This window comes from Thiorhodospira sibirica ATCC 700588 (assembly GCF_000227725.2).
In the GTDB taxonomy this organism is placed as follows: Bacteria; Pseudomonadota; Gammaproteobacteria; order Ectothiorhodospirales; family Ectothiorhodospiraceae; genus Thiorhodospira; species Thiorhodospira sibirica.
Map to the genome: position 1 here is coordinate 324,628 of NZ_MU255056.1, position 24,408 is coordinate 349,035.

The window sequence follows — 24,408 nt, forward strand, 5'->3', positions numbered from 1 at the left end:
AGCGGGAAGCGTCGGGCTGTGACGCTTGCAGGGTATGACTCAAAGACTCCCCAAGAGTTCCATCCGGATATCTAAGCGGCATCAAAGCACACGCTGTGCAAATCCCCAAGATTCCAGTCCTTGGGGTCTTCGCGCTGGCGGATGGCATCATCCGTTTCTGTACAAAGGTCAACAAGATAAGGGGAAATCGCTTTCTTGGATGTCGTGGAATAAAAGACTTTGACAATCGGTTTGAGCAAGGACTGCCCAGATTGCTCAGTGACTATGCCAAGTTTACCGGATTTGAGGCTGACGAGAGAGCCGATAGGGTAAATGCCAAGGGTTTTGACAAAAGCCTGGAAAATACGGGGATTAAAATGACCGTCCCAGCTGGCCATTTTATGAATGGAAATAGCGGGGTCCCAACCCGCTTTATAAGGACGATTTGAGGTAATGGCATCATAGACATCACACACTGCGCACATCTTTGCAAATACATTAATTTCATCATTTTTCAGTCCGGCAGGATACCCTGAACCATCAATTTTTTCATGATGATTTAGGCATACTTTCAAAACTTTTTCATCGACCTCGTTTTCCCTTAAAGTCAAGACCTCATAACCTGACATTGGATGGCTTTTGATAATATAAAACTCATCATCCGTCAGTCGGTCAGGTTTATTGAGAATCTCCATGGGAATGAATACCTTACCCAAGTCATGTAACAGTCCTGCCATACCCGCTAAATGAATGTCCGTCTCACTCAATTGTAATTGTTTGGCCAATGCGGTCATCATTGCACACACTGCAACAGAGTGCATATAGGTGTATTCATCCAGTGATTTTAATCGCACCAAGCTAATCAATGCACCAGGATTTCGATCAACCGAGCTTGAGATATGTTCTACAATATCGCCGGCAAGGTTTACATCAATGGCGTTGCCCATGCGTATTTCAGCAAACATACAGGCAACCGCATCTTTAGATTTATCGATGATTTTTCGTGCATTAACCAACTCTTGAGTAATGGGTACTGATTTTGCGCGATGCGCGGCGTGTGCAGCTTTGGCTAATTCCTTTTCAACAATAGCATCGTTCTCATCTTCTGAGATGGCCATCCTTGAATCTTTAATATCCAAGCCACGTTCAGTATCAATCCAGACTTCTTGTACTCCGCTATTGTGAATAATCTTCAGGTCTTTTGGATTCTCCAAAAGAAAACTGGTCCGCCAAAAGGGATGCTCCATCCATGAGGCACAAAATTCCTTGATATACATTCCCATTATTAAATGTTTAACGCTGATTTTTTTTAGCATTTTTAAAATCCGTGACTCGTTCTACAACGGCAGTAATCAAAAATCCATTATGCCGCCCCGCCAAAAAAGGACACTCAGCATCCTGCGCTGGCATTTTTTCAACAAATTTAGCTCCGTTAGAGATAAATGTATGCCTCAAGGTGCGCAATGTCAATTGAAGATGCTGGCGGTTTCCCTGGCCGTTTGCACGGCGCTGTGCTCTGCAAAAACCAGTCACACGCGCATTGCGCTCTCGGCTATGATACGGATTTTATTCACACCATCTCATGGAGAGCCGTCACATGCCTTTGCTATCCCCACGCCCGCTGGCGAGTCTGCTGATCCTGTTTACCCTGTTAAGCGTCGGCCAAGCCATGGCAGAAAGCCCCCGTCCAGCCACACCCACGGGGCTAAGCCTCACCCCCGGTAACCAATCCATCACCGTGCACTGGCAGCCAGTCCCCCAGGCCCAAGGCTATCTGCTGTATTACGGCACCCAACCGCAGATCAACACCATCGTCTTTGACAGCTACACCCAGCGCATCGCCCTTAGCGCCGAGCAAACCGACTACACCATCCACGCCCTCGCCGACGACACCGACTATTATTTCATCATCACCAGCCTGCACGAAGGCCGCCCCAGCGCCCCCAGCGAACGGATCAGCGGGCGCGTTGATCCCAGTTGCAGTCTCTTGAATCAAGGCCAAGCCATGCACGCAGCGGGCGAAAGCGCACAGGCCCTGGCCCACTACCAGCACATCCGCAGCCTCGACCCAGACAGCCAGCAGCACTGTACTCCGCACATTTACGGCGCAATCGCCGCGCTCCATCAAGACGCCGCCGCCCAGGCCACCACCCCCGAACACGCCGCCCACCACTACCAAACCGCCGCCCGCTATTACCAAGCCTTCGCCTACGGCCTGCTCTGCCAGCAAGGCGACTGCGCCCCCGCCCACACCCTTTGGCGCGAACTTGACGACCAGCCGCCCCAATGACGAATAAGTCCACCGGGCTACCTATAAAACCTGATTAAATTTAAGAATCTTTAATTCAGAAAATGAGGAGCACATCCCATGAGTGACCCTATCGAAAATCTCCGCCACCAGCTGGGTGAGGCATTTCAGGCCATCAGCAGCGGTGCAAAAAACACTTACCAATCCAGCTATTATCGTCCTGAATCCTCCGGCAGCCCGTGGGAGGCGACAAAGCTTGCCGAGGAGATTGCGTTCAGCATTCTGACCAGCGTAGAGGCGGAAACGGTTGAGGAATTTTTAAAAGAACTGGTCACGCGCCTTGAAGAACGACGCACCGCCTTGCTGGAAAATGACATTGCCGATCCAGACGGTTACGGCTGCGCAGCCTTAAGGGAGCTGATCAGCGAGGTGCATCTCATTGGCAAACAGTTTCAGGTCTGAACCGCACAGGACATCGCCCATGCAATGGATCGTCGGTATCCTGTTACTCGGGTGCTGCAGCACCCCCTTTGCCGCCAGTTTTGACTGTGGCAAGGCGCAAACGCTGGTGGAAAAAGCCATCTGCCAGAATCCATCCCTGTCGGCACTGGATGTTGAGCTGGCGGCCGTGTATCAAGCGGCCCTGCAAAGCATCCCCGACAAATCCGCGCTGCGCGAGCAGCAACGCCAATGGTTGCTCAGTACCCGCAACCCCTGTCAAAACGAGACCTGCCTGGAGCGAGCCTACCAACAGCGCATCGACACCTTGCGCACGCTGATGTATCCGCATCTGGAACGCAATAAAGAGAGCCTTAGCCTGCGCTATGAACGCTGTATGCAGCAAACTGAAGGCGTAGATCACGTCATGCGCGCCTGTGATTACGAAGAAACCGATTTTCAGGAATGGCGTATGCAGCGCGCCTATCAGCAATTGCGCAAGCATCTGGATCAAGCACAGACCGCAAGCCTGCAAGAAGTGCAAGAACTCTGGCAGCGCTACCGTGACACCCACTGCTATTTTCTTCTAGAAATAGATCACGGTACCTTGGCACAAGCCATGACCAGCAACTGCGTCATGAACTTAACCAAAGAACGCGCCGCCAAACTTGAGTATTATCTCGAGTTTTATTTCAACGACTAACCATGCGCCGGGAGTAGTTCGATCAGCGGGTAGTGCCCAAGGCGAGCGCGTCCGCTCCGTGGCGGCATCTTGCAGGTGTCGCTGGTGTTTATGCGGCATCAAGATGATGCCGCCACGTTTTATGCGCAGCTGGTGCTGTGCGCTCCCAAGGGATAAAATCTCCCCATGCGCACGGATTCTCTGTTTTATCAGCTGTTTCTGCAAAACCCCGCCTTTGCCTTGCAGCTGTTGGGGCTGTCAGATTCAGGGGCGGGGTATCGCTTTACCTCGGTCGAGGTCAAGCAGACCAGTTCCTGGGAGCGCGTAGCACCAGCTACGCATATCTTTTAAACCCCGCGAGGCCTACGGCCTTGATGCGGAGCTGGTGCTCCGCGCTCCCAGGGCGTTGAATGCCTGCCCGGGGAAGACTTTGCCCCCTTTCTGCAAATGCCACAGGTGCGGCGGCTGTATCTGAGCGACTATCAAGACATTGACCCACACAGCGGCTTGGTCTGGCAACTGCTCAAACTCATCAGCGCCCGGGATGTCCAAGAAACCATCACTGTTGCACAACAGCTGCCCCAAACGTCGGAAAACCTAAGCGCAGACACCCTAAACCTTATTGAAACTGTATTAGCCTATCGCTTACCGCATCTCAGCCTTGAGGAGATACACGCCATGCTCAATCTTTATGAACTCAATGAAGTACGTTTGGAGGATACGCAGTTTTACAAGGACGTGGCCAGGATTGAAGGTGAGAAAGCGCGGCGGGAATGGCTGGCGCGGGGGATGGAGAAGGGGATGAAGAAAGGCGTGAAACAGGGAATGCAGCAGGGCTTGCAGAAAGGCGTGGAGCAAGGAATACAGAAAGGCGTGAAACAAGGCGTGCAAAAAGCCAAAGCGGAGGCATTGCTGACGTTGATCACGCAGAAATATGGGGCACCGGCGGAGGCTATAAAAACGCAAATAAACAGCGCCACGGTAGAGGAGCTGGATATATGGATACAGCGTATTTTAACGGCGGAAAGTCTTGAGGCGTTGTTGGGGTAATGGCAGGGAGCGCCACCCGGGAGCGCGGAGCACCCGCTCGGCACCGGGGCAAAAAAAGCGGCACCTGGAAGGTGCCACCACAAAAAACTCCCCTCCTTTTTAAGGAGGGGTGCCCCGTGAGGGGCGGGGTGGTTATTTAACAAAACCAACCCCTCCCCGCCTGCGGCGGGACTCCTCCTTGGCAGAGGGAGGGTTTTTATGTGCTGCTGGCTGGAATGCGGTTGCCTTTGGCTATAGGCCGAGATAAGCGCTGCGGACTTGTTCGTTGTTGAGCAGGCTGCGGCCGCTGCCTTCCAGCACGATGCGCCCGACTTCCAGTACATAGCCGCGATCGGCCAGTGCCAAGGCTTGTGAGGCGTTTTGTTCGACTAAAAAGATGGTGATGCCTTCGTTTTTCAGTTCGCGGATGATGTGAAAGATTTCTTCGACGATCAATGGGGCCAGCCCCATGCTGGGCTCATCAAGCAAGAGCAGGCGGGGTTTGGCCATGAGGGCGCGGCCAATCGCGAGCATTTGCTGTTGCCCGCCGGAGAGCATCCCCGCCAGTTCGCGGTGTTTTTGTCTTAGAATCGGGAATTTGGCATAGACGCGCTCGATTTCGTAGTTGATTTCGCTGCGTTTTTTGGCGTGGGCATAGGCGCCCAGACACAGGTTGTCATACACCGACATATCGCGAAACACTTGGCGGCCTTCCGGCACCTGGACAATGCCTTTGGCGACCCGCGTGTGTGAGGGCATCCGCCGCAGGTCTTCGCCTTCAAAGCGCAGTTCACCGTGATCCACCGGTTGCAAGCCCGATAGCGTCATTAACAGGGTGCTTTTCCCGGCGCCATTGGCCCCCACCAGCGAGACGATTTCGCCGGCGCGGATGTTCAGGTCGATTTCATGCAATACCTGAATGCGCCCATAGGAGCTGGTTAGTCCGCGCACCTGCAACATTTCCGCGCTGGCATGTGGGGCGCTCATGCGTTCACTGTGAATCATCCCAAAGCCGCCGAGGTGTTCCGGGGTGATCTGGATGATGCGGTGGCGCAATTCGCGAAATTCATCGCGCACCCGCTCGCCGAAGAGGGGGTCGTTGTATTGATCCTTGGCGTGCAGAATCTGATCCCAGTCCTCTGGCGTGAGCGCCGTGCGGGCGGCGGGGATGATGGTGTGTTCTTCCTGATGGATGTGCTGGCGCAAAACCTCAATGAAAGCCTTGAGCGCATTGGCAAAGCCGTCGCAGCCTTGCGGCCAGTATTCCATGCAATGTCGCAGCAACACGCGCAGCCGCTGCAAGGACTCGTGGGCGCTGAGGTAATCGTGTTCCAGCTCGTCGAGTTCCGGCAGTGGCTGCGTCAGGCGTTGGCGCAGACGCTGATAGAGCAGGATCTCACGCGGTTTGCTCTGCACCCGCTCGGAGAAATGCTCAAAATAGTCAAAAATCGTGTTGAGCAGGAGTTCATCAGGCAGGCTGGCATGGGTCTCCATATCATGTTGCAGATGCCCAAGCAAGGCGGTAATCCGCCAAAGATTGACATGCTCTTGCAGGATGATGCGCGTGGCCTGTTCACACGGCGTGGGTAAGGGATGACTGCTAATAACCTGGCCCCTTTAGGAAAAACCGCTCAGCAAAGCGGCATGATGGTTGGCAATAAAAGCACGGTGTGCCGGGCAGGTATGCCCTTAAAAATAGGGCCGATATGCCCCGGCACCCACGGCCTTGGCGCGATACATGGCGGCATAGGCGCGGGAGAGCAGAATGTCGCGCTCACCGCCATCGCGTGGATACAGGCTGCTGCCCATGCTCAGCGAGAGCTGAATCACCGTGCCCTCGAGGATAAATGGCTCGCTGACCGACTCCAGAATCTTTTCTACGAGAATATCCAGATCCGCCATGCGGCGCAAATCCGTGATCACCAGCGCAAATTCTCCCGAGCTGCAGCGCGACACCAGATCGCCTTTGCGCACCCGCTGACACAGGCGCTTGGCCAGGTCACATAATACCAAGTCGCGCATGGCCTGTGGTTCCAGCCTCGGAATATGCGCCAGGGCATCGCTGAAATCATCGACCTCCAGAAATAATACCGATACCAATGTGCCGCGCCGTTGCGCCTGGGCAATGCTGTGTTCGAGGAATTCATCCAGCAGCGGCTGTTGCGGGAGATCGGTGAGCGGGTCACGCGGGCTTTGGGGATGGGAGATATCCTGTAGCGCAAACGCTGGGGCAGGATAGGCCTCCATCAAGACCCCTAAGGACTCGCCGATGTACACCCCTGAACAGGCACACAGCATGTTGCGGGGCTGGCCATTGGGATAAAACAGCCAAGTGTCGGTGATGGCATCGCCCTGGGCCAGGATCGGCTGATAATGCTCCAGACGTTGGCGCATGGCCTGCGACATGCCACTGAGCATGTCGTGTTCCTGCAAGGTGAGTTCATCGCTCACGCCCCAAAAATCCACGGCGGCGGTATTGCCCCAATAGATACAGCGTTGTCCCAGATCAAAAATCCAGATCGGGGTTTGCAGTCGATTCAGGACATCCGCCCAAGATGAGTTGAATTGCGATAACGTGTTCATAACCCGTCGCCCCTCCGCTACGTTGATGCGTTAGTATTGCATCGAGAGAATTGCTAATACCCGGCCAGCTCCAGATGGTGTCCATCACGTCCCTGCTACATTAAGCATAGACTAAAAAAAGCATACAATGCACACCTGTGTGCATTATGTGGCTACATCGCCTAAGCAGCGCTGGGTATGCAGCCTTTTTGCGGTCAGTAACGCCTTTTCCATCAATCCCTTAGCCCCGACCCATGAGGTTTTTCCATGAAATTTGAAACCCTGGCGATTCATGCCGGTTATACCCCCGACCCGACCACCAAGGCGGTGGCGGTGCCGATTTATCAAACCACCTCTTATGCCTTTGACAACACCCAGCATGGTGCTGATCTGTTTGATTTGAAGGTGGCGGGCAATATTTACACGCGCATCATGAATCCCACCAGCGATGCCCTGGAAAAACGGCTGGCGGCGCTGGAAGGGGGCGTGGGGGCCTTGGCGCTGGCCTCGGGCATGGCCGCAGTGACCTATGCGATCATGACCCTGGCGGAGGCTGGCCATAATATCGTCACCGTCAGTACCCTCTATGGTGGCACCTACAACCTCTTTGCGCATACCCTGCCGCGCTACGGGATTGAAGTCCGTTTTGCCAAGCCCGGTGATCTGGCCGATATGGAGCGGATGATCGACGCCAATACCCGTGCGGTTTTTTGCGAATCCATCGGCAACCCGGCGGGTAATGTCGCCGATCTTGAGGCGCTGGCGGCGCTGGCGCATCGTCACGGCGTCCCGTTGATTGTGGATAACACCGTGCCCACGCCGTATCTGTGCCGTCCTTTTGAATTTGGTGCCGATATTGTCGTCCATGCCCTGACCAAGTACATCGGCGGACAGGGCAGTACCATCGGCGGTGCAATTGTGGATTCCGGGGCCTTCCCCTGGGATCAGCACCGCGAGCGCTTCCCGCGTTTCAATGAGCCGGATCGCTCCTATCATGGGGTGGTCTATACCGAGGCCTTTGGCGCAGCCGCCTACATCGGACGGGCGCGGGTGGTGCCGTTGCGCAATATGGGGGCAGCGATTTCCCCGTTTAACAGCTTCTTGCTGATTCAGGGTCTGGAAACCCTGGCGGTGCGCATGGATCGTCATTGCACCAATGCCCAGGCCGTTGCCGAGTTTTTGCAGGGCCACCCCAAGGTCAGCTGGGTCAATTATGCCGGACTGCCGAACCATCCTGATCATGCCAAGGTGCAAAAATACATGCAGGGCAAAGCAGCCAGCATCCTTAATTTCGGTATCCAGGGTGGGCTGGAAGGTGGTGCCCGTTTCATTGACGCGCTCAAGCTGGTCGTGCGACTGGTCAATATCGGTGATACTCGCACCCTGGCTTGTCATCCGGCCACCACCACCCACCGCCAGCTCTCGGATGCGGAACTGGCCAATGCCGGGGTCTCCAAAGACATGGTGCGCCTCTCCATCGGCCTGGAACACATTGACGATATTCTCGCCGATCTGGAGCAGGCGCTGGCAGCAGCTTGATCAACACCGTGGCGGCAGGCAGGCGGCGCTTTTTGCAGCGGCATCTGGAAGATGCCGTCACGTTTTTATGCCGCTCTGGTGAGCGGCTTTCTTACTTATGATGCGGAGAATTTAAAATGAAACCTTACCTGACCGGAATTTTGGCGGTACTGTGTTTTTTCCTGGCGGCTGTACCCGCGCAGGCGTATATGATCGGCACCCCTGAAGTGCTGGCAACCTCACCCGAACCACTGAGCCAGCAGCGCGCTGAGCTTGCCCACTGGATGCAGCGTGAAGAGGTGCAGGCGCAGTGGCTAGCCTTGGGCGTCAATCCTGAAGATATTACACACCGCCTGGAGGGTCTGACCGATGCTGAAATTACACTGCTGGCACAGCGGCTGGATGAATTGCCTGCCGGTGCAGGCGCCGGGGCTGTGGTGGGCGCGGTGGTGGTGATTTTTGTGGTGTTCGTGATCACCGATGTCATCGGCGCTACGGATATCTTCCCCTTCATCCGTGCGGTGCAATAATCCTTGCGGCGTTACTGGCGAGGCATCGCTTTACTGCTGTGTTTGCTGTCTGTGTCGGCCTGTGCGCATGCCCCACAAAGCCGCGCGCTGGCCGTGCATGGGGAACCTCCGGCGTCGATGACTCTGGATGCGGTGCCGTTTTTTCCCCAGACAGCATACGCCTGCGGCCCGGCAGCCTTGGCCAGTGTCTTGCAATATCGGGGGGTCATGCTCACGCCGGAAGATTTGCAGCCGCAGGTTTATCTGCCGGGAAAACAGGGTAGCCTGGCGGTTGAGCTGACAGCGGCGGTACGTCGTCAGGGGCTGGTGGCCTATCCGCTGGCCCCCCGTCTGGGTGATGTGTTTGAAGAAGTGGCGGCGGGTCATCCGGTTATTGTGATGCAAAATCTGGGCTATGGCTGGTGGCCATTTTGGCATTATGCCGTGGTGGTTGGCGTGGATGCATCCACACGCCAGCTGATTCTGCGCTCCGGACAACAGCCGCAGCGGCATACGCCCTGGGCCACCTTTGAGCGCACCTGGGCGCGGGCAGATTTTTGGGCATTGGTTATCGTTCCGCCAAGCGTATTGCCCGCCACCGCCACAGAGCGCCGCTGGCTGCAAAGTGCTTATGATCTGGAACAAATCGGCCAGACCCCGGCGGCATTAAGCGCCTACCACAGCGCGCTCACGCGCTGGCCCGATTCCGCCAGCAGCGCACTGGCCCTAAGTAACCTGCTGTATCAACAGGGGCAGTTGCAACACGCCGATGCAGTTTTGCAAACCGCCCGGATGCAACAGCCCGAAGATGCACGGCTATGGAACAACCACGCCCAGGTTTTGCTGGCTCTGGATCGTCTTGAGGAAGCGCAACACGCCGCCGCTCACGCCCGCCAGCTTGACCCCACCCATCCCGCTATTCAGGCCACCTGGAAGGCCATCCAAAACCGCCGCTGAACACAGCGGAGATGCGCATAAGCTGGAGCACGATGATTGGAAAAGTGGGCACGAAAATTCAGGATTGACAGCGTATGAGTGACAACACGATGAAAAAAAAGACGAGTGGATTAGTGCCGAGGTTGCGCTTTCCCGAGTTTCGGGAGGCGGGGGAGTGGGAGGAGAAGCGACTTGGAACTGAAGGTAATTTTTTATCCACGCTTACCGGAAAGACTGCACAATACTTTGATACAGGGGATGCCAAATTCATACCTTATATAAATGTTTTTTCAAACACCTTTACAGATGTAAAAGATCTCCGATAAGTTAATGTATTATAAGGGTAATCACAGAATGCTGTTGCGAAAGGTAATGTGTTCTTTACTGTCTAATCAGAAACACCAGAAGAAGCTGTAATGTCGAGCGTTCTGCTCGAAGACATAAGAAACTGCTACCTGAATTCTTTTTGCACCTTGTTTAGATTTATGCTTATAAATCGCCTAATTTAATTTTTTAGGTTACCTTTTGCGTTCCAAGCTAGTTCGAGATCATCTGTCGCGCGGCGCACAGGGTGCGACACGCTACAACATTTCCAAGGCTGTATTCAGGAACGTGCCGATTTTGCTGCCGTCAATACCCGAGCAACAAAAAATCGCCGCCTGCCTCTCCTCCCTCGACGCCCTGATCGCCGCGCATACGGATAAACTCGACGCCCTTAAATTGCACAAAAAAGGGCTGATGCAACAACTCTTTCCCAGCCCGGAGGCGGATACATAACGGCACAGACCGCGCTGGACGCTCTAGCCTCGGCTTTTTCAGCGCGTATAAAAAACAGAAGTTACGCAGTTAAAGACGCGAAACATATAAAAAATCATGTTTCATCCTTCGCGCCCTTCGCGGCTTCGCGTGACCCATTAAAGACTCAACACTGAAAACGGCGGCGCACCCGCCGCTGAAGGGCTGATCTCACGCGAAGCCGCGAAGACGCGAAAAAATACAAAATCGAATCTGGCAAAATCAATCCGCTAGACGCTAACTGCTTAACTTCTATAAAAAAGACGTATTGCAAGGTACCAGCCGAGCCAGACGGCGAGCAGCCAGAGTATCAATGAGGCGATGATATTGAGGCCGGCAAGCCATACCATTCCCTGTTGGATCAGGTGCAGGGTTTCCAGGCTAAAGATGGAAAAGCTGGTAAAGCCGCCGCAAAAGCCGGTGATGACAAATTGGCGTTGGGCGTGGGAGGTTTTCAGGGGGCCGTCGGGGGCGCTCAGGGTTGCATATAGCCCGATCAGCAGGGAACCTAAGGTATTGACCAGCAGGCTGGCCCAGGGGAATGGATGTTGACCCGGCAGGGCGAGGATGAGCAGGCTTACTGCGTAGCGACTCATCGCCCCCAGTGCGCTGCCCAGACCCACTGCCAGAGATACGCGAAATTGAGTTGACATCGCGGTTAGCCGATGAACAGTAACTGCGTCAGCCAATACCCCAACCACACCGCGCCCAGCGTCAGGCCAACGGAGGCCAGGACGTTGATGCCCGCCAGCCATCCTTTTCCTTGACGTATCAGGACCAGTGTTTGCAGGCTGAATGAGGATACGGTGGTGTAGCTGCCGACCAGACCGATCATCAGCCCCAGCACCCGCATATCGCTTTGATCCGGTGTGCTGATGCCGATGCTGGTATCGGCTACGAGCAGGCTGCTGAGCATCCCGATCAGCAGGGCACCACTGACATTGACGCTCAGGGTGCCCCACGGAAAGTTTTGGCCCAGGCGGCGCGCCATCCAGCCAGTAAGCCAGAAACGCGCCAGTCCGCCTATAAAACCGCCCAGACCGATGAATAGCCACAAGCCCAGGGTGTGCAACATCGCTGGATTTGTCGCCGTCAGACTACTGCCCGGCCATCAATTGCGCCATGGCTGCGGTTGTGGGTTTTTCCACCACGCCGCGCTCGGTGACAATGACATCAATCAGTTCTGCCGGGGTGACATCAAAAGAGGGGTTCCACGCCTGCGCACCGTTGGCGGCAATGGTTTTGCCTCCCAGACCCAAGACCTCTGAGGCGTCCCGCTGTTCAATGGGAATCGCTCGGCCATCGGCGGCCTGCATGTCGATGGTGGCGGTGGGAGCAACCACCATAAAGCGCAGGCCATGATGCCGCGCCATGATTGCCAGGCCGTAGGTGCCGACTTTGTTGGCGGTGTCACCGTTGGCGGCAATGCGATCTGCACCGACAACCACCCAGCCGATACGTCCCTCACGCATCAGGCTGGCGGCGGCACCCTCACAGATGACACTGACCGGGATGCCTTCTTCCACCAATTCCCAGGCCGTCAAACGCGAGCCTTGCAGCCAGGGACGGGTTTCATCAGCAAACACATGGCGGATATAGCCTTTGGCATAGGCGCTGCGAATCACGCCCAGGCCCGTGCCATACCCACCGGTCGCCAGCGCGCCGCTGTTGCAATGCGTCAGGGCGCAGTCTTTACCGCCCTGCTGCAAAAAGGCCGCGCCCAGTTCTCCCATGCGTTGATTGGCGGCGATGTCTTCCTGATGCAGGCGCTGCGCCTCGGCCAGTAAAGCGTTCACCGGATCGGTGCCGGCGGGCAGTTGGGCGATGCAGCTTTGCATGTGTTTGAGTGCCCAGAACAGGTTGACGGCGGTCGGGCGTGAGGCGGCCAGGGTCTCGATGTCGGCCTGCAGGCGGGTTTGCCAGTTTTGCGGGTCGTGTGTCAGAGCTTGACGCACCGCCAGCACTACACCATAGGCGGCGGTGATGCCGATGGCCGGAGCACCGCGTACCACCATATCGCGAATCGCCGCAGCTGTGTCGCTGGCGCTGTCGATGTCTAAATAGCTGACCGTGTGAGGCAATACGCGCTGGTCCAGCAGGCGCAGTTTGGCATCAAGCCATTGCACGGCGCGCACGGAATCATAGCTGGGCTGTTTGGCATCAAGCGGGTTCATGGTTTTTGATGATCTCCAAAAGCGACCTTGGCAAGGCCGGGTTATTAAAATCGGGTTCTAAAAGACGGGGGTCCTGGCGCTGTGCCGGGAGCGCTCCGCGCCCGTCTGGCGGGAATTGGCGGATCGTGCCTCGACGGATACGGAGGGTGGTATTAGAATGCAACGCTTTATCATTCATTTTTCAGGAGGTATGAAGATATGCCCAGAGGGATACGTTCTTTTTTTGTGGTATGCATGATGTTGCCTGCACTGGCTGTCGCCGAGGTACAGATCCGTGAATTACACCCCGGTGAGGGGCCGCCCGCCAAGCGCCATGATACCGTGACGGTGCATTATACGGGCTGGCTGGAAGATGGTACAAAGTTTGATTCCAGCCGGGATCGTAACAGCCCTTTCAGTCTGGTACTGGGGCAAGGGCAAGTGATTCCCGGCTGGGAGCGTGGGCTTTTGGGAATGCAAGCCGGGGGTCAACGTGAATTGATCATTCCGCCTGAATTGGGTTATGGCTCTCGGGGCGCTGGCGGAGTGATTCCGCCCAATGCAACCCTGCGTTTTGAGGTGGAGCTGCTATCCATTACCCCGCCGCCGTTCAGCAATCTGGACCGTGAGGCATTGTCAGCACGTTTGCAGGCGGGTGATATCAAAGTGATTGATATTCGCCGCGCCGATGAATGGCAGGCCACCGGCGTCATTCCCGGCAGTCACTTGCTCACCGCCTTTGATGAGCGCGGTCATCTGGTGCCCAGTTTTCCGCAGGATATTCAGGCGCTGGTAAAACCCGATGAGCCTTTTGTCATTGTCTGCCGGGTTGGCAATCGTACCGGCGTATTATCCCGCGCTCTGGCCGAACAGGCGGGATATAGCAAGGTGCATAACCTGGAAGAGGGCATTACCGACTGGATCAGCCAAGGGCAAGCCGTGCGCAAGAATTGCCCCTCCTTTGCGCATGGGGCGCAGTGTTAAGTGAATCACTGTGCGCCGGGATATTTATACGCGCATGGATTTAAATATAATACTATAATGATATTCTTAAATAATGATGTACTTAGGGGCTAGCAAACTTGATTACGGTGGTAGGCAATCTCAAAGGAGGTACGGGAAAAAGCACCATTACCTTTAACCTGGCCATTTGGCTGGCGCATCAGGGTGTGCATGTGATCGCGCTGGATCTTGATCCACAGGCCACCTTGACAGATGTCGCCGAGATTCGTGCCGAAGAAGCTTTGCAACCCCTGCTGCATGTGCAACAAAATCGCAGTTTGTTACACACCCTGGCCGGCAACAGTGAAGTGCTCGTGGATGTCGGAACGGCGGATATTGATGCGATGTGCCTGGCTTTGGGCTGTGCCGATCAGGTCTTGATCCCGGTCGCCCCGAGTCAGGCAGACATTTGGTCAACCCAGCGCTTTGTGCGTATCATTCGGGAGATTGACGAATCCATTGGCCGACAACCCCGACTGATGGCCTTTATCAACCGGGCAGACACCAATCCGGCCATTTCGGAAACGGCTGAGGCTGAAGCTGCCTTGGATTTGCTGCCGGGGATTGAGCGACTGGACACGCGCCTGTCACAGCGTACCGATTTTCGCCGCTCCCTGAGCGAGGGTATGGCCGTATTTGAAATGGAGCCTGGTTGCAAGGCGGCGGTTGAATTTGCACAGCTGGCGCACCGGGTATTTCCGGCAACGCCCGGCCTGCCCCCGGCAATGCGTCAGGGCTGAGCGCCCCTTATCCTTTGCCTGAGCGCATCCAGGCGTCTTGCGCGCATGTACAGAGACTAGCAGATGAAATCAGATGATGGCAAAAAGCCGCACCTCAGTCGCGAAGAACGGCTGGGCAAGGTGGATGAACTGTACAAAAAATGGCAGTTTCTGGAAGGCCGGGAACGCACCTTGGCGCATGAAATCAAGCAGGAAGAGCAGCGCTCCAAGCGCCTGGCCCTGCTGGTGTATCCCTCCTTGGTGGCCTTTTTCATCCTCTCGGCCTATGGCTTTTTTCTGATCGCCAGTCTGACCCGCGATGTCAACCGCCTGGCCGTAGAAGTCACCGCCATGACGGTTGCCATTGAACGGGATATTCCCTTGATTGCCAATAATATGGTGCAAATGAGTGAGCTGATGATGCACATGAACCGCTCGATGCACGCAATGAATCAAAGCATGGAAGCGATGAAAAACGATACCGGCAGCATGGCGCAATCAACGCATTCCATGCAAAGCGATACCCGTCAAATGTCCAGAGTGACCGCCGCTATCCATCAAGACCTGTGGAGCCTGAATCAAAATGTCTCCAAACCCTTCAACATGATGAATACCATGATGCCCTGGGGCGGCGGTGTGAATCAGGGGCCCTTCCCCGGTTCGCCGGGACCGATGCCCCCGTTCACGCAGGGCTTTCCCTGGGGCGGCCCCATGCCGTAACCAGGCATGGCCGTAACCAACATGCGCACATTGCTGATGCGTGTGATACTCAGCCTGCTCATTGCTGCGGCCTTACTGCTGGCTGGAACAGGCGCGTATTATTTTGCCGACCAACGCTATCTGCAACGCTTGAGCTTACAGTGGCCGATAGCCTCTGATGCCACCCGCGAGATCGTGCTCGGTCCGCTGGATGCCCAGGGTCAGTGGGTCCATGCCTTGCCGCTGCCATACCCGCTGCCTGCCCATCGCTATGCCTCTTTTCATGTGCAGCGCACCGATACGCATGTGCCGGTGCAGCTGTTTTTGCTGATTGATAGCGAACATCACGCCTCCCCTCACGCCTATCCGCTGCGGCAGCATGACTTAAACGAGTATCGGCAAGCACTGCATCCCCTGCTGGAAACAACGGAGCGGATCACGGGTCTGGCTTTAGCTATCCAGGGGCCGCCTGGGGCGCAGATCTCCGTGCATGGGCTGCGTTTGGATGCCCAGCCGATGACATTATGGGCGCTGTATCGGGCCATCCTGGATGACTGGCGGCGTTTTGAGGGAATACAAAACTACACGATTAACCGCATTCACGGCGGTTATTACCCGCAAGCCGTCCTTTTGCCTCCGGTCCTTGCCGGGGCGCTCTGGCTGCTGTTAGGCGTGCTGATTTATCCATTATTGCGCGGCAAGCAAAAGCACCAACGCCTAATAACCGCTTGGCTTGTCTTCGGTGTGATCATCTGGGTGCTTCTGGATCTGCGCTGGCAATGGGATTTATTCGGCCAACATACACACAGCGCACCGCGTTCTGCCGGAGTATCCTGGGAGCACAAGGCGCACTCCCCGGCAGATGTGCCGCTGCGCGAGCTGGCGCAAACACTCAAAGCGGAAGGCATCCCCGAGACGCTAAAGCGCGTGTTTATTGTCGGCAGCCATTCTGAGGATTATCTGGCCCTGCGCTTACGCTGGCATTTATTGCCCCATCCTGTGGCATTGGTCTATCCGGAGCAGCCGCTACAGCAAGACGATGGGGTGATTTTGCTGCCAACGCAGCAGCATCTCCGCTATGAGGCCGGTGCCCAACCGGCTTACGGTCATTTATACCATCGTCATAGCAATCGCCGTATTCCGGTTCGTCTGATGATGACTCACCCTGCGGGGAGTGTCTTTAAAGTCCTTGATTCTTGACATCCTACCCGCCCTAAGAAGCTGTTTGGAAACTACCGCCTCAAACCAAGCGGTTAGCCATCAGTCGACTCATTGCGAGATAAATCCAGGCTTCGCTGCTCGACATCAAGCGCTCGTAGTCCTTGCTCAGACGGCGTGAGTGGTTCAGCCAGCCAAAGGTCCGCTCAACAACCCAGCGTCGCGGCAACAAAACAAACCCTCGGCGCTCCTTGGGACGCAAGACCCCCGTCAAGACGAAACGAAAGCGCTGGGCAACCCAGTCAACCAGGCGTCCACTGTAGCCGCCGTCAACCCAGATTTTGCGCAGCTTTTTGCAATGACCGGGGAGATGGCGCAGGAGTTGGCGCGCCCCATCACGGTCTTGCACGCTGGCGGCGGTGACAACGACGGCCAGCACCAGCCCCAGGGTATCGACCAGAAGATGGCGTTTGCGGCCCTTGATCTTCTTGCCGGCGTCATAGCCGCGCTCACCAGGGATCGCCGTGGTCTTGACGCTTTGGCTGTCCAGACACCCGGCGCTTGGATGCTTGTGACGCCCGTGGCGTTGCCGTAGCCGAGCGCGTAGCCTGTCATGAAGACGCTGCCAGGTTCCATCGCGCCGCCAGCGATTGAAGTCATAGTACACTGCCGACCAGGCAGGAAAGTCGCGCGGCAGCTGACGCCACTGGCAGCCCGTCTGCAGGACATAGAAGATCGCATTGATGACTTGGCGCATGCTGAGCTTACGAGGGCGCCCGACCGGGGCGCTCGGCAACAGCGGCTTGATCGCCTTCCAGGCGCCGTCGCTGAGGTGACTCGGGTAGCGTTTTTTTGCGAATCTTCTTGCTGCATTTCTGGGGCATGTGGGCCACTTCCTAGAAAAAATCGTAGGTTAAGCCATTACGCGATTAATTTCCAAACAGCCTCTGAGGCTTTTGAACCGTGAATCCTTTGGAAAATGATGACTGAGTGGTGTTTTCACACTGCGCTTTTATCCATTGATCACGGATGCTGGTCAAGCCTGGGTTTTAAAACGCAGACATGGCGGATGGTTTTGCAGACATCGTTTCAGCTATGCGCGATAGGTGCTGCGTAATCGCCCGTCCTTCGGCGTGGTTTTTTCAGCAGTGGCTTGAGGAAGCGGCCGGTGTGGGAGCGGCGGTTGCGGGTCAGTTGTTCGGGGGTGCCTTGGGCGATGATTTCACCGCCGCCGGCGCCGCCTTCCGGGCCTAGGTCAATGATCCAGTCGGCGGTTTTGATGACATCCAGATTATGCTCGATGACGACCAGGGTGTTGCCATGATCGCGCAGGCGGTGCAGGACGTTGAGCAATTGCTCAACATCATGAAAATGCAGGCCGGTGGTGGGTTCGTCGAGGATGTACAGGGTGCGGCCGGTGTCGCGTTTGGAGAGTTCCCGCGCCAGTTTGACCCGCTGGGCCTCACCGCCGGAGAGGGTGGTGGCATTTTGTCCCAGCTGGATGTAGGCCAGCCCGACCTCCATGAGGGTGTCGAGTTTGCGCCGGACGATGGGGATGGCCTGGAAAAACTCGCGGGCATCTTCCACCGTCATGGACAGCACATCGTGGATGCTTTTGCCCTTGTAGCGAATCTCCAGGGTTTCGCGGTTGTAGCGTTTGCCTTTGCAGATATCGCAGGGGACGTAGACATCGGGCAAAAAGTGCATTTCTACCCGGATCACGCCATCACCCTGACAGGCCTCACAGCGGCCGCCGCGTACATTGAAAGAAAAGCGTCCCGGCGCATAGCCGCGTGAGCGCGCTTCGGGGGTGGCGGCGAATAATTCACGGATCGGGGTGAACACGCCGGTATAGGTGGCCGGATTAGAGCGCGGGGTGCGTCCAATCGGGCTTTGATCAATCTCGACCACTTTGTCGAGTTGCTCAAGTCCGCTGATTTCATGATAGGCCGCCGGCATCTCACCGCTTTTGTTGATGTGCAAGGCGACGATGCGATAGAGGGTGTCGTTGACCAGGGTAGATTTGCCCGAGCCTGAGACCCCAGTGACGCAGACAAACAGCCCCAACGGCAAAACCAGATCCACGGCTTTGAGGTTGTTGCCGCTGGCCCCTGACAGGCATAGCTGACGCGCCGGGTCGGGGGGGTAACGGCGGGTGGGAACGGCAATGGCCCGCCGTCCGCTGAGATACTGGCCGGTGAGGGAGTCGGGGTGTTGCATGATGGCCTGCGGGCTGCCTTGGGCCACCACGCGCCCGCCATGGCGTCCGGCACCAGGGCCGATGTCGAGCACATAATCGGCACGGCGAATGGCTTCTTCATCGTGTTCCACCACCATCACGGTATTGCCCAGATCGCGCAGATCGCTCAGGGTGTTGAGCAGGCGCTCATTATCGCGTTGATGCAGCCCGATGGAGGGTTCATCCAGGATATACATCACGCCCACCAGCCCGGCGCCGATTTGTGAGGCGAGTCGAATGCGCTGCGCCTCGCCGCCGGAGAGGGTTTCGGCACTGCGCGCCAGGCTCAGGTAATCCAGCCCCACGTTGATGAGAAAATCCAGGCGGGCACTGATTTCTTTGACGATGCGCTCCGCCACCTGTCCGCGTGCCCCGGGTAAACTCAGGGTTGCAAACACCTCCCGCGCCTCGCGAATGGCTAAGGCGGTGATCTGCGGCAGGGTGTAATCCCCAACAAAAACATGCCGCGCCCCACGGTTGAGCCGCGTGCCTTCACAGTGCGGGCAGGGATGGGTGGCCAGATATTTGGCCAGTTCCTCGCGCACACTGGTGGAGTCGGTCTCCCGATAGCGTCGCTGAAAATTGGGCAAAATCCCTTCAAAGGGGTGGCGCCGGGTGACCTGATCGCCGCGCTCGTTGGTGTAGGAAAAATCAATCACCGTCTCGCCGCTGCCATTGAGAACCACTTCACGCACAGGCTCTGGCAAGTCCGCAAAGGGGGTTTGCAGATCAAAGCCATAATGGCGGGCCAGGGAGGACAGCATCTGAAAATAGTAGTTGTTGCGCTGATCCCAGCCGCGAATGGCGCCTTCAGCCAGACTCAACTGCGGGCGACTGACCACCCGCCGGGGATCAAAAAACTGCTCCACCCCCAGGCCATCACAGGCGCTGCAGGCCCCGGCGGGATTATTAAAAGAAAACAGGCGCGGTTCGAGTTCATTGAGGGCATAGCCGCACACCGGGCAGGCATAATTGGCGGAAAAAATCAGCGGTTTGGCCAGCGGTTCATCCATCGGCAGCACCCAGGCAATGCCCTCGCTCAGACCCAAAGCGGTTTCCAGTGATTCAGCCAGGCGCACCGCCACCGAGCTGCGCACCTTGAAACGATCCACCACCACCTCGATGTCATGCTTGCGCCGGGCAGGCAGGGCGGCCAGCTCATCCAGCGCATGTACCGTACCATTGACCCGCACCCGCAGATACCCCTGAGCCCGCAGCTGCGCCAACAGCGGGCTGTGCTCGCCTTTGCGGCCCTGCACCAGCGGGGCCAGCAGTAACAGCGGGGTATCCTCCGGCAGACTTAAGATCTGATCCACCATCTGGCTGATGGTTTGCGCCTCCAGTGACAGATCATGTTCCGGGCAGCGCGGCTGACCGGCACGCGCAAACAGTAAGCGCAGATAGTCATAAATCTCGGTGATGGTGCCCACCGTCGAGCGCGGATTATGCGAGGTGGTCTTTTGCTCGATGGAAATCGCCGGGGAAAGGCCCTCGATATGATCCACATCGGGCTTGTCCATCATCGCCAAAAACTGGCGGGCATAGGCCGACAGGGACTCTACATAACGGCGCTGTCCTTCGGCAAAAAGGGTATCAAAGGCCAGCGAGGACTTGCCCGAACCCGATACCCCGGTAATCACAATCAGCTGATCACGCGGTAATTCAAGGTCAAGGTTTTGCAGATTATGGGTGCGGGCACCGCGAATCAAGATACTGTGCATGCAGGGGCTCAATCAAAAGGTCGATGATTTTATCAAACGGTGCTGCGAAATTCCTGCGCCGGGTCGGCCAGCAGGATAGATCCCTCTTGGCCCAGCCGCTCGCGTTTGAGCGGGCTGAGCACCTTGATGGGATGACGCTCATCAATAATCCGTGCTGACATGGCGTTAAACCGGTTACACGGTGAATGGTATGCTCATGGTGAAGCTTACAATAGAACAGGCAAAATATGAGCAAACCTCGATAAAACAGGCCAAAGGCCATGCTCATGCTGACGCTGATGGATGACGAAGGCAAGCCAGCACCACCGCCCTAGGCCACGGCGATTGGTACCGACACCCGCCTGCAACCGCATAAATCCAGAGGCTTTGTGTACAAACTCCCTGCTAAAAATGTCGCGGTAGTGTGGGCTGAGCTGCATTAGGACCTGTTGCTGCAACCGGCCCTGGACTGACTAGGAGGTGCGGGCGCAACCAAGCGCTTTTGAAGCGTTTAATCAACGCCGCTCCATTTCGCATTACTAAACTACTGACGGATAACGGCAAGGAATTCGCCGACTGCTTCTGCCCCACCGGACAACGTTCACTAACCGGTAATCATTAATGGCCGCATTGCCGAGGTGCTTCAAACCACGCGATTTCAGTCGGGCGAACACTTATCAGAAACTATTCGGCGTTATGTCAGGCTGTATCATCAGCATATCCCGCAACGGGCGCATGGCAATGTTGCCCCGATCCAATCTCTGAAACAATGGCATCCAATGAAGCCTGGGTTGTTTGTTAAAAACCCCTATAATCTTACGGGACTTGTTATGTTTCCTATACGCGGGGTTTCCATGGAGCATGCGATGAGGCAATGGCGCAGCTCGCCCGCAGCAAGCGGCGGGCGTACCTGACGCTGCTGGTGGGCAGCGTGCTGGTGCTCGTCCTCGCGCTGGTTACCCGCGCAGCAAACGACGCCTTCGTGGTGGTCGTTTACCCGATCCTGATCGGGGTGTACGTGGTGGTGCTGTTCGCCACCCACCGGCTGTCGGAGTTCTGGACCAAGATCGCGATCATAATGGTCACGGGCGGCGGGGTGATGCTGCGGCTCGTTGAGCTGCTGGTCTGGCGCCCCGATCCGCTCGCTGACCGGCTGCTCCCAATCGTCGGCGGGCACTACTGGGCCTTCGCCGTGACGCTCCTGGTCTGCTTCCTGCTGTTCGACCGGCAGATCGCACTGCGTGTGGGTATCGGGCTGCTGCTGACCTCCGCCGGTCTGGTACTCTTCGCCATTCTGCGGGATGCGGCCGCTGATCAGCTGACCACCACGGTCGTCGTGTATTTCCTTCGGCTTCATCTCTTGCTCGCCATCCTGCTCGCGATCGTCGCGGGGGCGGCGGCGCTGCAATCGCAGCTCTTGCAGGTCATTAAGCTCGCGGAGGTGTTCGCCGAGCGGTCTCGGACCGACCCGCTGACCGGGGTCGCCAACCGCATCGCCGGCAACGAACGGCTCGTAACCGAGAGTGAGGATGCCCAACGGCGGGCACCACTCGCGCTGGCCGCCGCGAGGCCGCACGGGCTGCCGGTGACTGCGACGTTCGGGGTGGCCGAGCACCTCGGGCACGAGGGGATCAAGGACCTGCTCGCACGCGCCGATGCCGCGCTGTACGAAGGTAAGAACGGTAGGCGCGACCAGGTGGTGCTGGCCGGCGGACAGCGGCGTGACATGGCGTGAATCGGCACCTGGCACTGGCCATGTTGGAAAGCCGCCGCCATATCACGTCTCAGGGGTGGATCGGGCGGTGGGGATACGTGGCTGCTCGCTAAAGCTCAGGGATTGAGCCTGTAACCCGGCGCGCAGCTGTTCACAGGCGGGTAGCAGGGTCGGCTCCGGGCCTTTGAGGCCAATCTCCAGAAAGCGGCCCCGCTCGCCAGACGGCAGTGACGACAGGCGAAGCTGCGGAAAATGTGCTGTCAGCGCCTCCATCAGGGGAATCAGATCGCTTTCCGCCGCACCCTGAACGGTAAACAGCATCTCGGTATCAGGCGATGTGTACAGATGCATATAATGTGTATCCAGCACCCACTCCACCATCGGCCATGCCATATTGGGAAAGCCGGGGACACAGTGATGTTGCTGCAGGCTAAAGCCAGGCACCTGATTCACCGGATTAGGAATCAGTGTCGCTCCGACCGGCAAGTGTGCCATGCGGATGCGGTGCGGATAGGCGGCCTCACCAAAGCGCGCCTCCAGCAGTGCCTGTGCTTCGGGATGTCGCTGCAATGGAAGTCCTGCTGCTTGCGCCAGCGTGCTGCGGGTCAGATCATCCGGGGTTGCGCCAATACCGCCAAAGCAAAAGACGACGGCCTCAGTGGCCAGGGTCTGGCGAAAGGTTTCCAGCAGATGCTGTGGGTGATCCCCCACCATACGCACCCAGCGAAGCTCCAGCCCACGCGGGGTGAGTGTGTCGATCAAAAAGCCCAGATGTTTGTCCTGACGCTTGCCTGATAAAAGCTCATCGCCAATGATAACGGCGCCGATATCCATACACTTCCCCTCGTCTATGTCGCTTAACGCAGTGTTCCCATCACAAAACGGCTTTCCCGCTGGCGCAGGATGTGCGGATCATCCACAGACTGCACCTGAAATATCAGCAGCGCCGTTGCGCTATCCAGCCGTGCCGGATCGGCCTGCACCCGTACCAGCGTTTGCATCACCCCGCCCGGCGGCAGGGTCAGCAGGCCCGCGTGGTCAGCCACCAGCGTTGCACCGGGCACGCCTGCAATGCTCAGCTGATAGACTGCCGGTTGATTGCGGCGGTTGCTTAGTTTCAGGGTATAACTGTTTTCGATGCGTCCATCGACCAGCTCACGATACAAGACATTGCGATCTCGGATCACATCCAGACTCACCGGATCGCGGGCGCCAATTCCATAAATCAGCCCGGCAAACAACATTCCCAGCACCAGCAGATACAAAAAAATACGCGGGCGGGCAATGCGGGTGGGCTTGCCCAGCCGGGCATTTTCTGTGGTATAGCCAATCAGGTTACGCGCATACCCCATTTTGTCCATGATCTCGTTGCATTGGTCAATACAGGCCGCACAGGCCAGACATTGATATTGCAGGCCATCGCGAATATCAATTGCGGTGGGACAGACCTGCACACACAAGCCGCAATCCACACAATCGCCCAGGCCGGCGTGATCCGCCCCTTTGCCCCGCGCCCCGCGAGGCTCACCGCGTGTCTCATCATAGGAGATGATCAGGGTATCTTTATCAAACATGGCACTTTGAAAGCGCGCATAGGGGCACATATACACGCACACCTGTTCACGCATAAAACCGGCATTGCCCCAGGTCGCCACGCTATAAAACACAATCCAGAAGGTCTCCCAGCCGGAGGTTTGCGCTGTGAAAAAGCGCGGGAATAATTCTGCAATCGGGGAAAAATAGCCCACAAAGGTCAGGCCGGTGAACAGGGCAAAGAGCAGCCAGACGCTGTGCTTGCCACCCTTGACCCAGAGCTTGCGTCCACGCCACGGGGCTTTAGCCAGTTTAAGCTGCTCGGCACGACTGCCCTCAAAACGGCGCTCAATCCACAAAAACATCTCGGTCCACACCGATTGCGGACAGGCATAACCACACCACAGCCGCCCGGCCAAGGCGGTAAAGAAAAACAGCGATAAGGCTGCCGTAATCAGCAGCAAGGCCAATAAAAAGAAATCCTGCGGCCAGAAGGTCAGACTGAAAAGATGAAACTGCCGCCCCGGCAGATCAAACCACACGGCCTGACGGCCATCGTAAGACAGCCACGGCAGCACATAATAAAGCCCAAGCAAGATCAGCACACTCGCCGTGCGCAAGCGGGTAAACCGCCCATGCGCCTGGCGCGGGTAGATCTTGGCATGTTTGGCATAGGCCTCAACCCACGGTGTTTCAGGGTTATCCGGTGAGTCTGACTTGGAAGCGTCTGGCGGGTGGGGCATCGTCACGTCCTGAGTAGCAAGCGTATGCAAAGGCCAATTTTAGCCTAAAAGC

The 24,408-nt window shown here is 56.8% G+C and carries 26 protein-coding genes and 2 pseudogenes; 16 read left to right on the forward strand and 12 right to left on the reverse strand.

Annotation, left to right across the window (positions count from 1 at the left end; translation table 11 throughout):
• Positions 1–71: 71 nt before the first annotated feature.
• Together THISIDRAFT_RS01615 and THISIDRAFT_RS01620 are read right to left on the reverse strand one after the other, a co-directional pair.
• The gene (locus THISIDRAFT_RS01615) at positions 72–1,295 is read right to left on the reverse strand and encodes an HD-GYP domain-containing protein (RefSeq protein WP_006788068.1); all 1,224 of its coding nucleotides are present in this window, start codon (positions 1,293–1,295) and stop codon (positions 72–74) included.
• Complete coding sequence (locus tag THISIDRAFT_RS01620; RefSeq protein WP_139064061.1) at positions 1,273–1,512, reverse strand: hypothetical protein; 240 nt, start codon at positions 1,510–1,512, stop codon at positions 1,273–1,275. Before THISIDRAFT_RS01620 ends, THISIDRAFT_RS01615 begins: the two co-directional genes overlap by 23 nt.
• Before the next feature lie 64 nt (positions 1,513–1,576).
• On the opposite strand from THISIDRAFT_RS01620, the gene THISIDRAFT_RS01625 reads away from it, so the two are divergent.
• The 5 genes from THISIDRAFT_RS01625 to THISIDRAFT_RS01645 all read left to right on the forward strand — a co-directional run bounded on the left by THISIDRAFT_RS01625 (position 1,577) and on the right by THISIDRAFT_RS01645 (position 4,397).
• Positions 1,577–2,269 (forward strand): fibronectin type III domain-containing protein, encoded by a 693-nt coding sequence (locus THISIDRAFT_RS01625; protein ID WP_006788067.1) that lies wholly within the window; start codon positions 1,577–1,579, stop codon positions 2,267–2,269.
• Between the two features lie 78 nt (positions 2,270–2,347).
• Positions 2,348–2,689, forward strand: coding sequence for a hypothetical protein (locus THISIDRAFT_RS01630; protein WP_006788066.1), 342 nt, complete (start codon positions 2,348–2,350; stop codon positions 2,687–2,689).
• A 19-nt stretch (positions 2,690–2,708) separates the two neighbouring features.
• Positions 2,709–3,368, forward strand: a complete 660-nt coding sequence (locus THISIDRAFT_RS01635) for a lysozyme inhibitor LprI family protein (protein WP_006788065.1) — start codon at positions 2,709–2,711, stop codon at positions 3,366–3,368.
• A gap of 165 nt (positions 3,369–3,533) precedes the next feature.
• Positions 3,534–3,698, forward strand: a complete 165-nt coding sequence (locus tag THISIDRAFT_RS01640; protein WP_006788064.1) for a DUF2887 domain-containing protein — start codon at positions 3,534–3,536, stop codon at positions 3,696–3,698.
• 90 nt (positions 3,699–3,788) lie between these two features.
• Entirely contained in the window at positions 3,789–4,397 is a 609-nt protein-coding gene (locus THISIDRAFT_RS01645; RefSeq protein WP_256439208.1) for a DUF2887 domain-containing protein, read from the forward strand.
• Between the two features lie 231 nt (positions 4,398–4,628).
• Here the strand turns inward: THISIDRAFT_RS01645 and THISIDRAFT_RS15435 are convergent, their stop codons facing one another.
• Both THISIDRAFT_RS15435 and THISIDRAFT_RS01660 read right to left on the reverse strand, forming a co-directional pair.
• Positions 4,629–5,894, reverse strand: a complete 1,266-nt coding sequence (locus THISIDRAFT_RS15435; protein WP_006786234.1) for an ATP-binding cassette domain-containing protein — start codon at positions 5,892–5,894, stop codon at positions 4,629–4,631.
• A 171-nt stretch (positions 5,895–6,065) separates the two neighbouring features.
• The gene (locus tag THISIDRAFT_RS01660; protein WP_006786235.1) at positions 6,066–6,959 is read right to left on the reverse strand and encodes a GGDEF domain-containing protein; all 894 of its coding nucleotides are present in this window, start codon (positions 6,957–6,959) and stop codon (positions 6,066–6,068) included.
• A 246-nt stretch (positions 6,960–7,205) separates the two neighbouring features.
• On the opposite strand from THISIDRAFT_RS01660, the gene THISIDRAFT_RS01665 reads away from it, so the two are divergent.
• The 5 genes and pseudogenes from THISIDRAFT_RS01665 to THISIDRAFT_RS01685 all read left to right on the forward strand — a co-directional run.
• Positions 7,206–8,477 (forward strand): O-acetylhomoserine aminocarboxypropyltransferase/cysteine synthase family protein, encoded by a 1,272-nt coding sequence (locus THISIDRAFT_RS01665; RefSeq protein ID WP_006786236.1) that lies wholly within the window; start codon positions 7,206–7,208, stop codon positions 8,475–8,477.
• Positions 8,478–8,593: 116 nt separating this feature from the next.
• Entirely contained in the window at positions 8,594–8,986 is a 393-nt protein-coding gene (locus tag THISIDRAFT_RS01670) for a DUF6627 family protein (protein WP_006786237.1), read from the forward strand.
• Positions 8,987–9,079: 93 nt separating this feature from the next.
• The gene (locus tag THISIDRAFT_RS01675; RefSeq protein ID WP_221913938.1) at positions 9,080–9,922 is read left to right on the forward strand and encodes a PA2778 family cysteine peptidase; all 843 of its coding nucleotides are present in this window, start codon (positions 9,080–9,082) and stop codon (positions 9,920–9,922) included.
• A 74-nt stretch (positions 9,923–9,996) separates the two neighbouring features.
• Positions 9,997–10,227, forward strand: a complete 231-nt coding sequence (locus THISIDRAFT_RS01680; RefSeq protein ID WP_006786239.1) for a hypothetical protein — start codon at positions 9,997–9,999, stop codon at positions 10,225–10,227.
• A 196-nt stretch (positions 10,228–10,423) separates the two neighbouring features.
• Positions 10,424–10,678: pseudogene (locus THISIDRAFT_RS01685) on the forward strand (restriction endonuclease subunit S); the annotation flags it as partial.
• Positions 10,679–10,941: 263 nt separating this feature from the next.
• On the opposite strand, the gene crcB reads toward THISIDRAFT_RS01685, so the two are convergent.
• Genes crcB through mtnA form a run of 3 tightly spaced genes read right to left on the reverse strand, consistent with a single transcriptional unit; the run spans position 10,942 to position 12,870 of the window.
• Complete coding sequence (gene crcB, locus THISIDRAFT_RS01690) at positions 10,942–11,349, reverse strand: fluoride efflux transporter CrcB (protein WP_006786241.1); 408 nt, start codon at positions 11,347–11,349, stop codon at positions 10,942–10,944.
• Between the two features lie 5 nt (positions 11,350–11,354).
• Positions 11,355–11,771 (reverse strand): fluoride efflux transporter FluC, encoded by a 417-nt coding sequence (locus THISIDRAFT_RS01695; RefSeq protein WP_006786242.1) that lies wholly within the window; start codon positions 11,769–11,771, stop codon positions 11,355–11,357.
• Positions 11,772–11,793: 22 nt separating this feature from the next.
• A complete protein-coding gene (gene mtnA, locus THISIDRAFT_RS01700; RefSeq protein WP_006786243.1) occupies positions 11,794–12,870 on the reverse strand; it encodes an S-methyl-5-thioribose-1-phosphate isomerase in 1,077 nt (358 codons plus the stop codon).
• Between the two features lie 237 nt (positions 12,871–13,107).
• On the opposite strand from mtnA, the gene THISIDRAFT_RS01705 reads away from it, so the two are divergent.
• The 4 genes from THISIDRAFT_RS01705 (at position 13,108) to THISIDRAFT_RS01720 (ending at position 16,469) form a co-directional block, all read left to right on the forward strand.
• Positions 13,108–13,833 (forward strand): FKBP-type peptidyl-prolyl cis-trans isomerase, encoded by a 726-nt coding sequence (locus tag THISIDRAFT_RS01705; protein ID WP_418896137.1) that lies wholly within the window; start codon positions 13,108–13,110, stop codon positions 13,831–13,833.
• Positions 13,834–13,940: 107 nt separating this feature from the next.
• Positions 13,941–14,591, forward strand: a complete 651-nt coding sequence (locus THISIDRAFT_RS01710; RefSeq protein WP_336245409.1) for a nucleotide-binding protein — start codon at positions 13,941–13,943, stop codon at positions 14,589–14,591.
• A gap of 63 nt (positions 14,592–14,654) precedes the next feature.
• Positions 14,655–15,290, forward strand: a complete 636-nt coding sequence (locus tag THISIDRAFT_RS01715) for a hypothetical protein (protein WP_006786247.1) — start codon at positions 14,655–14,657, stop codon at positions 15,288–15,290.
• 21 nt (positions 15,291–15,311) lie between these two features.
• Entirely contained in the window at positions 15,312–16,469 is a 1,158-nt protein-coding gene (locus THISIDRAFT_RS01720) for a hypothetical protein (RefSeq protein WP_221913939.1), read from the forward strand.
• Between the two features lie 40 nt (positions 16,470–16,509).
• On the opposite strand, the gene THISIDRAFT_RS01725 is transcribed toward THISIDRAFT_RS01720, so the two are convergent.
• The 3 genes from THISIDRAFT_RS01725 to THISIDRAFT_RS15020 form a co-directional block, all read right to left on the reverse strand.
• A protein-coding gene (locus THISIDRAFT_RS01725; RefSeq protein WP_246585304.1) for an IS5 family transposase occupies positions 16,510–17,311 on the reverse strand; the annotation gives its coding sequence in 2 pieces (ribosomal slippage) (positions 16,510–17,280 and positions 17,282–17,311; 801 coding nt in all).
• 205 nt (positions 17,312–17,516) lie between these two features.
• Positions 17,517–20,387, reverse strand: coding sequence for an excinuclease ABC subunit UvrA (uvrA, locus tag THISIDRAFT_RS01730; protein WP_006786251.1), 2,871 nt, complete (start codon positions 20,385–20,387; stop codon positions 17,517–17,519).
• A gap of 32 nt (positions 20,388–20,419) precedes the next feature.
• Positions 20,420–20,548: a hypothetical protein gene (locus tag THISIDRAFT_RS15020; protein WP_006786252.1), complete on the reverse strand. Its 129-nt coding sequence runs from the start codon at positions 20,546–20,548 to the stop codon at positions 20,420–20,422.
• A 320-nt stretch (positions 20,549–20,868) separates the two neighbouring features.
• Here THISIDRAFT_RS15020 and THISIDRAFT_RS15440 point away from each other — a divergent pair.
• Both THISIDRAFT_RS15440 and THISIDRAFT_RS01735 read left to right on the forward strand, forming a co-directional pair.
• Positions 20,869–21,280, forward strand: a pseudogene (locus tag THISIDRAFT_RS15440) (hypothetical protein); the annotation flags it as partial.
• Entirely contained in the window at positions 21,241–22,101 is an 861-nt protein-coding gene (locus THISIDRAFT_RS01735) for a hypothetical protein (protein ID WP_006786253.1), read from the forward strand. The pseudogene THISIDRAFT_RS15440 and the gene THISIDRAFT_RS01735, both read left to right, overlap by 40 nt.
• A gap of 42 nt (positions 22,102–22,143) precedes the next feature.
• Here the strand turns inward: THISIDRAFT_RS01735 and THISIDRAFT_RS01740 are convergent, their stop codons facing one another.
• Together THISIDRAFT_RS01740 and ccoG are read right to left on the reverse strand one after the other, a co-directional pair.
• Positions 22,144–22,914, reverse strand: a complete 771-nt coding sequence (locus THISIDRAFT_RS01740; RefSeq protein ID WP_006786254.1) for a competence/damage-inducible protein A — start codon at positions 22,912–22,914, stop codon at positions 22,144–22,146.
• A gap of 23 nt (positions 22,915–22,937) precedes the next feature.
• The gene (ccoG, locus tag THISIDRAFT_RS01745) at positions 22,938–24,356 is read right to left on the reverse strand and encodes a cytochrome c oxidase accessory protein CcoG (RefSeq protein ID WP_006786255.1); all 1,419 of its coding nucleotides are present in this window, start codon (positions 24,354–24,356) and stop codon (positions 22,938–22,940) included.
• Positions 24,357–24,408 lie beyond the last annotated feature (52 nt).